General features: G+C 64.5%; 11 protein-coding genes. 8 read left to right on the top strand and 3 right to left on the bottom strand.

Going from position 1 to position 12,885, the window contains the following annotated elements; genetic code table 11:
• The first annotated feature begins 68 nt into the window (after window positions 1-68).
• The 6 genes from P0D73_RS13820 (at window position 69) to ftsB (ending at window position 8,381) form a co-directional block, all read left to right on the top strand.
• Window positions 69-2,792, top strand: coding sequence for a DNA internalization-related competence protein ComEC/Rec2 (locus P0D73_RS13820; protein ID WP_408431671.1), 2,724 nt, complete (start codon window positions 69-71; stop codon window positions 2,790-2,792).
• A 115-nt stretch (window positions 2,793-2,907) separates the two neighbouring features.
• Window positions 2,908-3,711 carry an alpha/beta fold hydrolase gene (locus P0D73_RS13815; protein WP_408175866.1) on the top strand — a complete coding sequence of 268 codons (804 nt, stop codon included), beginning with the start codon at window positions 2,908-2,910 and terminating at the stop codon, window positions 3,709-3,711.
• Window positions 3,712-3,851: 140 nt separating this feature from the next.
• Window positions 3,852-5,525 carry a CTP synthase gene (gene pyrG / locus P0D73_RS13810; RefSeq protein WP_342960367.1) on the top strand — a complete coding sequence of 558 codons (1,674 nt, stop codon included), beginning with the start codon at window positions 3,852-3,854 and terminating at the stop codon, window positions 5,523-5,525.
• Window positions 5,522-6,376 carry a 3-deoxy-8-phosphooctulonate synthase gene (kdsA, locus tag P0D73_RS13805; RefSeq protein WP_408175867.1) on the top strand — a complete coding sequence of 285 codons (855 nt, stop codon included), beginning with the start codon at window positions 5,522-5,524 and terminating at the stop codon, window positions 6,374-6,376. The genes pyrG and kdsA overlap by 4 nt, the downstream gene beginning before the upstream one ends.
• 176 nt (window positions 6,377-6,552) lie before the next feature.
• Window positions 6,553-7,836, top strand: a complete 1,284-nt coding sequence (eno, locus tag P0D73_RS13800) for a phosphopyruvate hydratase (protein ID WP_054038196.1) — start codon at window positions 6,553-6,555, stop codon at window positions 7,834-7,836.
• A 107-nt stretch (window positions 7,837-7,943) separates the two neighbouring features.
• Window positions 7,944-8,381, top strand: a complete 438-nt coding sequence (ftsB, locus tag P0D73_RS13795; RefSeq protein ID WP_132373842.1) for a cell division protein FtsB — start codon at window positions 7,944-7,946, stop codon at window positions 8,379-8,381.
• A 133-nt stretch (window positions 8,382-8,514) separates the two neighbouring features.
• Here the strand turns inward: ftsB and P0D73_RS13790 are convergent, their stop codons facing one another.
• From P0D73_RS13790 to P0D73_RS13780, 3 genes are all read right to left on the bottom strand, one after another.
• On the bottom strand, window positions 8,515-8,904 hold the full coding sequence (locus P0D73_RS13790; protein ID WP_408431669.1) for a hypothetical protein: 390 nt from the start codon (window positions 8,902-8,904) through the stop codon (window positions 8,515-8,517).
• 171 nt (window positions 8,905-9,075) lie between these two features.
• Window positions 9,076-10,026: an Hsp33 family molecular chaperone HslO gene (gene hslO, locus P0D73_RS13785; protein WP_132373844.1), complete on the bottom strand. Its 951-nt coding sequence runs from the start codon at window positions 10,024-10,026 to the stop codon at window positions 9,076-9,078.
• Between the two features lie 64 nt (window positions 10,027-10,090).
• Window positions 10,091-10,615 (bottom strand): gamma carbonic anhydrase family protein, encoded by a 525-nt coding sequence (locus P0D73_RS13780; protein WP_132373845.1) that lies wholly within the window; start codon window positions 10,613-10,615, stop codon window positions 10,091-10,093.
• A gap of 325 nt (window positions 10,616-10,940) precedes the next feature.
• On the opposite strand from P0D73_RS13780, the gene P0D73_RS13775 reads away from it, so the two are divergent.
• Both P0D73_RS13775 and P0D73_RS13770 read left to right on the top strand, forming a co-directional pair.
• Complete coding sequence (locus P0D73_RS13775) at window positions 10,941-11,843, top strand: ferritin-like domain-containing protein (RefSeq protein ID WP_408431667.1); 903 nt, start codon at window positions 10,941-10,943, stop codon at window positions 11,841-11,843.
• Between the two features lie 82 nt (window positions 11,844-11,925).
• Complete coding sequence (locus P0D73_RS13770; protein ID WP_132373847.1) at window positions 11,926-12,810, top strand: alpha/beta fold hydrolase; 885 nt, start codon at window positions 11,926-11,928, stop codon at window positions 12,808-12,810.
• Window positions 12,811-12,885 lie beyond the last annotated feature (75 nt).

Below are 12,885 nucleotides of genomic sequence, written 5' to 3'. Positions count from 1 at the left end.
GCCTGGCGGGCTCGCTGACGCCCGCGCGGCGAGCGTTGCGTCGTCCGGCGATTGCTGGCGGAGGGCGGATGCGGGCATGGTGGTGTGGATTTGCGTTGGGCGTGATCGGGCTGCAACGGCAGGCGGTGCTGCCGGATTGGATGGCGTTGTGCGGGTTGGTGGTGGTTGCTTGTGCCGCGGTCGTGGTGGCGGTGTGGGGTTTGGGCGAGTGCGGAAGTGCTCGCGTTGGTCGGGATGACGCGGTCGCTGGAGCGATGCTTGCGACTGCGGCCGCTGCTGGCGCTACGGCTGCCGCGAAGTCGACGGCTGCGGCCACGAGCATCACGTATGCACGCGCGGCAATTCTCACTGCACTAACCGACCGGATCCGCGTCAGCCAGCGTGTGCGTTCATTCGCCGGCTGGAGCGCGGTGTCGTGCGCGGCGTTATGTGTGGGCTTCGGCTATGCAGCCGTTCGCGCGGAAATGCGTCTCGCGGTGAGCTTGCCGAACGCGTGGGAAGGGCGCGATATCGAGGTGGTCGGCAGTATCAAAGGCCTGCCGTCACGCGATGAAAACGGCGCGCGTTTTCTATTCCACGTTGAATCGGCCGAAGCACCCATCGACGCTTTCCCACATGTGATCCAACTCTCGTGGATCGCTGAAGATGCGCCGCCGCCTTTGCTCGAACCCGGCTCACGCTGGCGGCTGACGGTGCGCCTCAAACGTCCGCATGGCAATGCCAACTTCGGCGTGCGCGATGCCGAGGCGAGTCTGCTCGCGCGCAACGTGCGGGCCACCGGCTATGTCAGTGCGCCGGCTCATGCCGTGCGATTGCGCGGCTATGCGCGCGGCGTTGGCGTGACGGTGGACCGCTGGCGCGCCGCACTGCGCGAACGGATCGATGCGGTGCTAGCCAACGCGCCGCACCGCGGGATCGTCGTGGCGCTCGCCATCGGCGCGCAGGACGAAGTCAGCACTGCGGACTGGTTGCTGATGCGAGGCACGGGCACGAGTCATCTGGTTGCGATTTCGGGGCTGCACATCGGTTTCGTCGCGGGCCTCGCGGGCTGGCTGGCGGGCGCGTTCTGGCGGCGCTCCGGATTTGTCGGCCGCAACTGGCCGTTGCGGCTGCCCGCGCAAGTCGTCGCGGTCACGGGCGGCGCGGTGTTCGCCGCGCTGCATGCTGCGTTGGCCGGCTTCAATGTGCCGGCGCAGCGCGCGCTGTGGATGGCGGGGGTCGTCGCGCTCGCTTTTATCAGCGGGCGCAATGTGGCGCGCTCGGCGGTGCTCGCGTGGGCCTTGGGGCTCGTGCTGCTGATCGATCCTTGGGCGGTCGCGTCGGCGGGATTCTGGTTGTCGTTCTGCGCGGTGGCGGCGATTCTGTTCGCCATGTCGGGGCGGCCCCGTGTGCAGGATCATCGACAGCATCGCGACGAAACGGGCGCGGGCGGCGAGGCATCGAGCCGATGGTCGAGGTTGCGTGATCGCGTGCGCCGCCGCATGCGAAGTACCGGCGAGCGGCTGCGCAGCGCCGCGCACGTGCAATTCGCCGTAACGGTCGCGCTCGCGCCGTTGACTGTCTACTGGTTCGCGCAGATTCCGCTGATCGGCCCGCTCGCGAATGCCTTCGCGATTCCGTGGGTAAGCATGCTGGTGACGCCGGCCGTGCTGGCCGGCGTCGCATTGCCCGCGCCGCTTGACGCCTACGCATGGCATGTCGCGCACGCTTTGCTCGAGCTACTGGCAGCGGGCTTGCAGAGGCTGTCCGGTCCCGCCTGGGCGCTCTGGCGTCTGCCGCAACCGGATGCGTGGACGCTGGCCGCGGCGGCGGTGGGCGTGCTCTGGTGTCTGGCGCCGCGTGGCTGGCCGCTGCGCTGGGCCGCGCCGCTGACATGGCTGCCGCTTCTGATGCCGGCGCCGTCCGGGCCGCCGCACGGCAGTTTCCGTCTGACGGCGCTGGACGTCGGTCAGGGCACCTCGGTGCTGGTCGAAACGGCGCATCACACCTTGCTGTTCGATACCGGGCCGGGTCCGGAGTCGACTCACGCCGGCGAGCGGGTGGTCGTGCCGTTTCTACAGGCGCATGGCGTGACGGCGCTCGACACGCTGATCATCAGTCACGCCGACTCCGATCATTCGGGCGGCGCGCCCGCCGTGCTGGACGCGATCGAGGTGCATCAAATGGTGGCGGCATTGGCGCCGTCGAATGCGCTGTGGTCGAACGCGAGGCAGCACCGCGCCGACACGCTGCCGTGCGCGGCGGGCCAGCGCTGGCAGTGGGACGGCGTGGAGTTCGCGATGCTCTGGCCGGACGCCGGTCCGCTGCAAGGCAAGCCGAACTCGCATTGCTGCGTGTTGCGGGTCAGCACGTTGCCCGCCGCCGCGAGCCCGTCGCTTAGCCGCATTCAAGCAGAATCGTCACGCATGACGGCCTTGCTGACGGCGGATATCGAAGCGCCCGTCGAACGCGTTCTGCTCGCGCGTGATCGCGGGGCGTTGCGTGCTCAGGTGCTGGTCGTGCCGCATCACGGCAGCAAGACTTCGTCGACCGAGCCGTTCCTCGACTCTATCGACCCGCTCATCGCGCTATTTCAGGTAGGCTATCGCAACCGTTTTCATCATCCGAATGCGGGTGTGTTCGAGCGCTACAAGGCGCGGCAGATCGAACTCGGGCGCAGCGATGCGGACGGTGCGGTACGCGTCGAGGTGAGCCCACAGACTGAGGCGAATGCCGACGTCGCCGGCAAGAGCGCCATGCTCACGCTCGAGCGCTATCGCGACACGCGGCGACGCTACTGGATGGATCGCTGACGGGTGTCGATGAATCGCCGGCCGCACAGATAGAAGAAACGCTGCCGGGCGTGGTGACTGCACGCAGGTGCGCACGACAACTCGCACGCAAAAAAACAGAACGGAGATAGCGCAGTTGAAAAACATCATTCACTTTTCGCACGCGAATGGCTTTCCGGCGTCGACCTACCGGACGATCTTCGCCGAACTCTCCGACGACTACGAACTGCGTTACATCGAGCGGATCGGCCACGACGCGCGCTTTCCGGTGACGCAGGACTGGCCGCATCTGGTCGAACAGTTGCTCGACGACATTCGGAGGACGTACGAGCATCCGGTGTGGCTGGTGGGGCATTCGCTCGGCGGCTATCTGTCGTTGATGGCCGCGCTCAAGAAGCCGCAGTGGGTGAGGGGCGTGGTGATGCTCGATTCGCCGGTGATCGCCGGCTGGCGCAGCAGCATGCTGCGCGTGTCGCAATGGACCGGCCTCGACGAGCGGCTCTCGCCCGCGGCGGCCACTCGCACGCGGCGGACTCAATGGGCGAGCCGCGACGAAGCGTGGCGCCATTTCCATTCGAAGCCGGCGTTCGCGCGCTGGGATGAGCGCATGCTCTCCGACTACATCGACTTCGGCATTCCGCAGACTTCACCCGACGGCTCGCGCTCGCTGGCCTTCGACCGCCGCACCGAATATCAGATCTATAAGAGCTTGCCGCACACGCTCGGCTCGCGGCTCGCGCGGGGCGCGCCGGTGCCGGTGGGCTTCATCGCCGGCACGCGTTCGAAGGAAATCCGCCAGGCCGGTCTCGACGCTACCCGCCGCGCGACCGGCGGCCATGTGGAATGGATCGAGGGCAGTCATCTTTACCCGATGGAAAAACCGGTCGAAACCGCACGCGCCGTGCAAAGCATGCTGCATGAACTGGAGCAGCGCGGCTGACGGCCGCAGAAAACGGTGCATGATCGAAGCACGGCAACGGCCGCCGCCGCGGCATACGCACGTGCCGACCTCGCTCGGATTTTGCTGGGGTTGGGGCCCTGCTTTACGGTATAATCCGTTTTTCCCGCGAGCATCCAGCGATGACCAAATATGTTTTCGTCACCGGCGGCGTAGTATCTTCCCTCGGCAAGGGTATTGCCGCCGCTTCCCTCGCCGCGATCCTCGAATCGCGCGGTCTTAAAGTCACCCTCCTCAAGCTCGATCCCTACATCAATGTCGACCCCGGCACGATGAGCCCGTTTCAACACGGCGAAGTGTTCGTGACGGAAGACGGAGCGGAGACGGACCTCGACCTCGGCCACTACGAGCGCTTCATCAGCACGAAGATGCGCAAGGCCAATAACTTCACCACGGGCCAGATTTACGAATCGGTGATCCGCAAGGAACGCCGCGGCGATTATCTCGGCAAGACGGTGCAGGTCATCCCGCACATCACGAATGAAATCCAGGCGTTCATCGAACGCGGCGCGGCTTCCGCGACGTGTGGTGAGCCGGACGTCGCGATCGTCGAAGTGGGCGGCACCGTGGGCGACATCGAATCGCTGCCGTTCCTCGAGGCCGCGCGTCAGATGAGCCTGCGCATGGGGCGCAACAGCGCGTGCTTCGTGCACCTCACGCTGGTGCCATGGGTCGCCACGGCCGGCGAACTGAAGACCAAGCCCACGCAGCACAGCGTGCAGAAGCTGCGCGAAATCGGTATTTCGCCGCACGTGCTGCTGTGCCGCGCCGACCGCCGCATTCCGGACGACGAGCGCGCCAAGATCTCCATGTTCTCGAACGTGCCGGAAGACGCCGTGATCTCCGTGTGGGACGCGGACAGCATCTACAAGATTCCGCAGATGCTGCACGATCAGGGTCTGGACGCGATCATCTGCGAAGAGCTCAAGCTCGCGCCGAAGGCCGCCGATCTGTCCATGTGGTCCGATCTCGTCGAGAAGCTGGAGCATCCGAAGCACGAAGTCACGATCGGCATGGTCGGCAAGTATGTCGATCTGACCGAGTCGTACAAGTCGCTGATCGAAGCGCTGCGCCATGCGTCGATGCATACGTCGACCAAGGTCAACATCGAATACATCGATTCGGAAGAAGTCGAGACGCAAGGCGTCGAGAGCCTCAAGCATCTGGACGCCGTGCTCGTGCCGGGCGGCTTCGGCCGTCGCGGCACCGAAGGCAAGATTGCGGCGATCCGCTATGCACGCGAAGCGAAAGTGCCGTATCTCGGCATCTGCCTCGGCATGCAGCTCGCCGTGATCGAATTCGCGCGCGACGTGGTCGGTCTGAAAGATGCGAACAGCACCGAGTTCGATCAGGAAACGCCGAACCGTGTGGTCGCGCTGATCACCGAATGGTACGACCGCGAAGGCCGCGTCGAGAAGCGCACGGAAGAGTCGGATCTGGGCGGCACGATGCGCCTCGGTTCGCAACGTTGCCCGATCAAGCCCGGCACCATGGCCGAAGAGATTTATGGCAAGGACGTGAACGAACGCCATCGCCACCGTTATGAAGTCAATAACCGCTTCGTGCCCCAGCTCGAAGCCGGCGGCCTTATCATCAGCGCCCGTACCCCGAGTGAAGATCTGCCGGAAATGATGGAATTGCCGCGCAGCATGCACCCGTGGTTCGTCGGCGTGCAGTTCCACCCGGAATTCACGTCCACGCCGCGTGACGGCCATCCGCTGTTCAAGTCGTTCGTCGAAGCGGCGCTCGCGCATCACGAGGCGCGCACGCCGGTCGCAGTCGGGGAGAAAGCATGAAACTGGGCGATTTCGAAATTGGGCTCGACAAGCCGTTTTTCCTGATCGCAGGCACCTGTGTCGTCGAATCCGAACAGATGACGATCGACACAGCCGGCCGGCTGAAGGAAATCTGCGCGAAGCTGAACATTCCGTTCATCTACAAATCGTCGTACGACAAAGCCAATCGCAGCAGCGGCAAGTCGTTCCGCGGTCTGGGCATGGACGAAGGCTTGCGCATCCTGTCGGAAGTGAAGCGCCAGCTCGGTCTGCCGGTGCTGACCGACGTTCACGCCGAGCATGAGATCGAGCAGGTCGCCTCGGTGGTCGACGTGTTGCAAACGCCGGCTTTCCTGTGCCGTCAAACGGACTTCATTCACGCGTGCGCGCGTTCGGGCAAACCGGTCAACATCAAGAAAGGCCAGTTTCTCGCACCGCACGACATGAAGAACGTGATCGACAAGGCGCGCGATGCCGCGCGTGAAGCCGGTCTGTCGGAAGACCGCTTCATGGCGTGCGAGCGCGGCGTGTCGTTCGGTTATAACAACCTCGTGTCGGACATGCGTTCGCTCGCGATCATGCGCGAAACCAACGCGCCGGTCGTGTTCGACGCCACGCACTCGGTGCAGTTGCCGGGCGGGCAGGGCACGAGCTCGGGCGGTCAGCGTGAATTCGTGCCGGTGCTGGCGCGTGCGGCGGTGGCGGTGGGCGTATCGGGGCTCTTCATGGAGACGCACCCGAATCCGGCCGAAGCCAAGTCGGACGGTCCGAACGCCGTGCCGCTGCATCGCATGGCCGATCTGCTCGAGACGCTGGTTACGCTCGATCAGGCCGTCAAGCGCACGCCGTTCCTCGAAAGCGATTTCAACTGATTCAGGCGTTCACCGCGTGTCACGAGAGCTTTGCATAATGGACCTGGTCGTGAGCACGCGGCGAATGCACGCAATGGTCGTCGAACGTATCGGCGCGCAGGTAGTTTGCCGGGGAGACCGGCTGTGCCAGGTACAGTGTCACAGTAAAGAATTCAACGTCATTTCTTGAGGAAACCATGAGTGCTATCGTAGATATCATCGGTCGAGAGATTCTCGATTCGCGAGGCAACCCCACCGTCGAATGCGACGTGCTGCTCGAGTCTGGCACGATGGGCCGCGCAGCGGTGCCGTCGGGCGCATCGACGGGTTCGCGTGAAGCGATCGAACTGCGCGATGGCGAAGCCGGCCGTTACGGCGGCAAGGGCGTACTGAAGGCCGTCGAGCACATCAACACCGAAATCTCCGAAGCGATCATGGGCCTCGACGCTTCCGAACAGGCTTTCCTCGACAAGACCCTGCTGGAACTCGACGGCACCGACAACAAGTCGCGCCTCGGCGCGAACGCGATGCTGGCCGTGTCGATGGCCGTCGCGAAGGCTGCCGCTGAAGAAGCCGGCCTGCCGCTGTACCGCTACTTCGGCGGCTCGGGCGCGATGCAACTGCCGGTGCCGATGATGAACATCGTCAACGGCGGCGCGCACGCCAACAACAGCCTGGACATCCAGGAGTTTATGATCGTGCCGGTCAGCCAGCCGACCTTCCGCGAAGCACTGCGCTGCGGCGCCGAAGTGTTCCACGCGCTGAAGAAGATCCTGTCGGACCGCGGCATGAGCACGGCCGTCGGCGACGAAGGCGGCTTCGCGCCGAACTTCGGCAGCAACGACGAATGCCTGTCGACCATCCTGCAAGCCATCGAGAAAGCCGGCTACCGCGCCGGTGAAGACGTGCTGCTCGCGCTCGACTGCGCAGCCAGCGAGTTCTACCACGACGGCAAGTACCAACTGGCCGGCGAAGGCCTGCAACTGTCGTCGACGGAATTCGCGGACTACCTCGCGAACCTGGCCGACAAGTTCCCGATCGTGTCGATCGAAGACGGCATGCACGAAAGCGACTGGGCCGGCTGGAAGATTCTGACCGACAAGCTCGGCAAGAAGGTGCAACTGGTGGGCGACGACCTGTTCGTCACCAACACGCGCATCCTGAAGGAAGGCATCGAGAAGGGCATCGCCAACTCGATCCTGATCAAGATCAACCAGATCGGCACGCTGACGGAAACCTTCGCGGCGATCGAAATGGCCAAGCGCGCCGGCTACACGGCCGTGATCTCGCACCGTTCGGGCGAAACCGAAGATTCGACGATCGCGGATATCGCGGTCGGCCTGAATGCCGGTCAGATCAAGACGGGCTCGCTGTCGCGTTCGGACCGCATCTCGAAGTACAACCAGTTGCTGCGCATCGAAGAAGACCTCGGTGATATCGCCAGCTACCCGGGCAAGTCGGCGTTCTACAATCTGCGCTAATGGCTGGTTTGCAAGCGCTGACCGATGAGCCGGTTATCCTTCGTTTTTGATTGACCCCGCCGCCCTGCGTATAGCGCAGGGCGGCGTGTATTTATTGTGCTTACTTCATGCGGCTTGTCACTGCTGTCCTGATCGTTCTACTGGCGCTGATCCAGTACCCGCTCTGGTGGGGGCACGGCGGTTGGTTGCGCGTGCACGAGTTGCAGCAGCAACTGGCGCAGCAAGTGCAAAAAAATGCTGATTCGAAACTGCGCAACGAACGCATTCAGGGCGAAGTGCAGGATTTGCAGAACGGCACGGCCGCGGTCGAAGAGCGGGCGCGTTATGAAATGGGCATGGTGAAGGACAGCGAAGTGTTCGTGCAGTTCGTTTCGCCAAATGCGCCGTTGCCGGCGGCGAACACGCCTTCGGTTACGACGTCCACGCGTGGTGAGATGTCGACCGCGCCGCTGCATGTGGTACCGAATCCGGAGTCGCGCGCGAAGCCGGATCGCAAGCACGGTGGTAAAGCGGCTGCTGAGAAAGACAAGAAGCCTGCGCATTGAGCTTCGCCGTAGCGCAACAACGGATCAGTACGAAGGATGCAAAAAAGGCACGGTGAGAACCGCGCCTTTTTCTTTGGGCTCGCCGCCGCCCGTCGAACCTGGATTCTCGCCGCGTGCGTGAGCTAGCCGCCGCTTACCAGCCCCAGTACGGCCCGTAACCGATGCCGACACCTGTACCCCAGCCGTGTCCCCATCCACCGCCGTAATAGCTGCCGTACACGCTGACAGGCGGCGCGTAGTAACGCGACCACGCCTGTGCCGCATTTTCCGCGGCCATCGCCTGATTCTGCTCGGCCATCACTTGATGGTCGATCGCGTCATAGCGCTGGCGTTCTTCAGGCGTCAGCGGTTGGGCGGTGGCGGCCATGCCCGACTGATCGGCGGGCAGCCGGCTGTAAATCGGCGACGGGCCCGGCGGGTCCATCACGCAGCCCGCAAGCGCGCCACTACCGGCGAGGACAGCCAGCACAGCGACCGTGCGCGCACGGCGCAGCAGCGGTATCGGCGAAGTAGGGTAGTTCATGTCCGATCTCCATCGGTCGGATGCCTAACCAATGATCCAACCCAATGATCAAAGATACTGCGCCGCCCGGGCCCTGAAAAGGCAGCGGGCGGCGCGGTATTTTTACTGCCGTAATACAGGCGTGACAAACCGCCGCTCGGCGCGCATGGAATCCGCGCGCCAACGAGCCGTTCAGTGCCGCTGGTCAGCCGCGGGCGTCACACCTTGTGAGAGCGCCTCGGCGACAAAAAGTTGCGCGACGTCGACCGGATCGAACTCATAACGCTGGTTGCAGAACTCGCAATGAATCTCGACATGGCCTCGCTCTTCGAGCACGCCGTCGACTTCCTCGCGGCCCAGCATCTTCAGCATGCCGCCGACTTTTTCGCGCGAACACGTGCACTCGAAACGCGCCGTGGCCGGTTCGAAATGCTGGACGTTTTCCTGCCAGAACAGACGGCGGAACACCGTTTCCGGTTCTTCCTTCAGCAGCTCGTCTTGCGACAGCGTGCCGCCCAACGTGCAGACGCGCTCCCACGTGTCCGCGTCCAGATCGCCCGGATGGGGGACGATGCCGCCGTCGCCCGGCAATTTTTGCAGCAACATGCCGACTGCGCGCTCGGTGTTCGCCGCGAGCCACAGGCGCGTGTCCAGCTGCTCCGAGTGATGCATGTAGTGCTCGAGCACCTCGGCCATCGAGTTGAGCGGGCCGTCCACGCCCGACAACGGCACGATACTTTGATAGGGCTGCTGACCGGGCTGCTTGTTGGCCGGATCGAGCGTGATCACGCAACGGCCGTGGCCGCTCGCGTTCAGCAGCTCGACCATGCTGGTCGTCTCGCCGATCACGTTGGCCGCTTCGCCGGACAGCTTGGCGGTCGCGCGCATCGACAGATCGGAGCTGCACTGCACCACCAGCATCTTGACCGGGCCATCGCCGAAAATCTGCATGATGAGCGTGCCGTCGAACTTGAGATTCGCCGACAGCAGCGCGCACGCGGCCATCATTTCGCCCAGAACCGTCCGCACCGGCGCCGGATAATCGCGGCGCGTCAGCACTTCCTGCCAGGTATTGCGCAGGGAAACGATCTCGCCGCGCACCGGCGCCGCGCTGAACATGAATTTTTGCAACTGGTCGCTCACAACTTTTCCTCGGTCGAATGACGCAGCGTGATGCCGCGCCGTGCGCGCCGCGCGCTCCGGCTGGTTAGCCGATGCGCACGAGCTGCGCCTTGTAATAGTCGCGGCGCTCGGCATAGGTTGCCGCGCCGCGCTGCATGTTGGCGATATCCGTCTCGGTCAGTTCGCGCACCACCTTGGCGGGCGCGCCGAGAATCAGCGAATTGTCGGGAAATACCTTGCCCTCGGTGACGACGGCGCCCGCTCCGACCAGACAGTTGCGGCCGATTACCGCTCCATTCAAGACCACCGCCTGAATTCCGATCAACGAGCCTTCCTTGATCGTGCAGCCGTGCAGCATGACCTGGTGGCCGACCGTCACATTGGGCTCGATCGTCAGCGGAAAACCGGGGTCGGTGTGCAGCACGGCGTTTTCCTGCACGTTGCTGCCGGCGCCGATGGTGATCGGCTCGTTGTCGCCGCGAATCGTCGCGCCGAACCAGACGCTGGCGTTCTCCCCGAGCGTCACGTTGCCGATGATGCTCGCCGAATCGGCGACGAAGACGCTTTCATGGATGGTCGGGGCGGCTTCGCCAAGCTTGTAAATGGTCACGGTGTCTCCTCTTGATCGGTCACTGCGCGCGCCGGACATTGCGCCGAACCGCCCGAAACGTCTTGCCACGCCGGGTTGTCGCGCCTCGCCGACGCATCGGGCGCGTTGGATGGTCGAATCGAGTATTGTAAACGGTTGTGTGGTTGGGCCGCTTGGTCTGGCCGCAGGAGCGTTCGCCGCTTCGTTGGTCAGGCTGCCGGCCGCGCGGTTGCGGCGCGTGCTTTGACGGCAGTATGCCAAAGCGTCGGTTGCCGCCGGCTTTGCCATTTCCTTAGCCATGCCGTTGTTGGCTTCCTTCATAGCTTCCCTTGCCGATCCGCTTGCCATGATGTCCGCTGTTTCGTCCGTTTCGCCTCATTCGCCGGCCACTGAAACCGGGCGCGAGGCCCCTTGCGCGCGCACCGCAGCGCTCGCCGCGTTGCGCGAAGCCGATCCGGCCGCCAAGGCCGCCGCGGCCCGCGCGCTCTATGCCGCGGTGCTCGACGGCAGCATGGCATGCGCCGTGGACCTCGAACTCGACGAACCGGCTGGACTGCCGGGCCGTCCCGCGCGCCCCGAACTGGTCGATCCGCGCGGTTTGAAGCGGCGCAGCATGCAAGCGCCGCAAGGGCGCGCAATCCTGCTGCACGCACTCGCGCACATCGAATTCAACGCCATCAATCTCGCGCTCGACGCGGTCTGGCGCTTCGGCGGCATGCCCGCCGCGTTCTATACCGACTGGCTCAAAGTTGCCTCCGAAGAGGCCTATCACTTCTCGCTGCTGACCGCGCGCCTCGCCGAATACGGCCACGTCTACGGCGATTTTCCGGCCCACGACGGTCTGTGGGACATGTGCGAGCGCACGCGTGGCGACGTGCTGGCGCGCATGGCGCTGGTGCCGCGCACGCTCGAAGCCCGCGGCCTCGACGCCTCACCGCCGATCCGCGCGCGCCTGCTGCAGGCTGGCGATCAGGCGTCGGCAGCGATTCTCGACGTGATCCTGCGCGACGAAATCGGCCACGTGCTGATCGGCAATCGCTGGTTCCGCCATCTGTGCGACGGCAGCGGCCTCGACCCTCACGAGACTTACACGCGCCTCGCCGACCAGTATCACGCACCGAAATTACGTGGGCCGTTCAATTTCGAGGCGCGCCGCGACGCCGGTTTCGACGAAGCCGAACTGGCCGCTCTGGCAGCCCTGGCGGGCCTCGATGCGCCGGAAGCGCAGCCGCCGTCCGCCGGCGACTGAGACTTCCTTCACCATCCGACCCCGCGCATCGGCGGGCTATCTCGTTATAATCGAACGATCATTCTTTTTTGGCGTGCCGTTCATGAACACTTCGCAGTCTGAATTCGTCGCGGTGCGCGGCATCCGCTTGCATGTGCGGCGCTGGGGCAACCCCGACGCCCCGATGCTCTTCATGCTGCACGGCTGGATGGACGTGGCCGCCTCGTTCCAGTTCGTCGTCGACGCGCTGGGCGGCGACTGGCAGGTGCTGGCGCCCGACATGCGCGGCTTCGGCCTGTCGGACTGGCCGGTGGCGGAACGCGGCGGCGGCAACTACTGGATTCAGGACTACGTGGCCGACCTCGACGCCTTGCTCGACCACTACGCGCCGACCGGCGAAGTGAATCTGGTTGGCCACAGCATGGGCGCGAACATCGCGTGCGTGTATGCGGGCGTGCGGCCGGAGCGGGTGCGGCGGGTGGTCGACCTGGAAGGTTTCGGACTCGCGCCGTCGCACTCGGCACAAGCGCCCAAGCGCCTGCGCACCTGGCTCGATGAATTGCGTGATCCGCCGCAATTGAAGCGCTACGCGTCGCTCGACGACGTCGCCGCGCGCCTGATCAAGACCAATCCGCGGCTCGACCCGAAGCGCGCGCAATTTCTCGCGCAGCACTGGTCGAAGCCGGACGGCGAAGGGCGCTACATGCTGCTCGCCGATCCCGCGCACAAGCTGCGCGGCCCGGCGCTGTACCGTCTCGACGAAGTGATGGCGACGTGGCGCAAGGTGAGCGCGAAGGTCCTGCACGTGGAGGCCGCCAATTCGCCGACGCTCGCGCGGATCGCCGGCGAGATTCCTCTCGACGAATTCAAGGCGCGCTTTCAGGCGTTCCCCGACTGGCGCGAGAAGATCATCGACGAAGCGGGGCACATGGTGCACCACGACCAGCCGGAGCAGGTGGCCGCGCTGATCGAGGGATTCTGCGCGTAGCGCTTAAAAAAGTTTGAGGGTTCCCGAGGGGCTACCTTCGGGACGTCCGTTGTGAGATAGCTCTGCGTCCGCTTA

It is taken from the genome of Paraburkholderia sp. RL18-101-BIB-B, assembly GCF_046026985.1.
Lineage (GTDB): Bacteria > Pseudomonadota > Gammaproteobacteria > Burkholderiales > Burkholderiaceae > Paraburkholderia.
The sequence above is the reverse complement of the archived record's forward strand: the minus strand, read 5'-3'. Positions and strand labels throughout refer to the sequence as shown.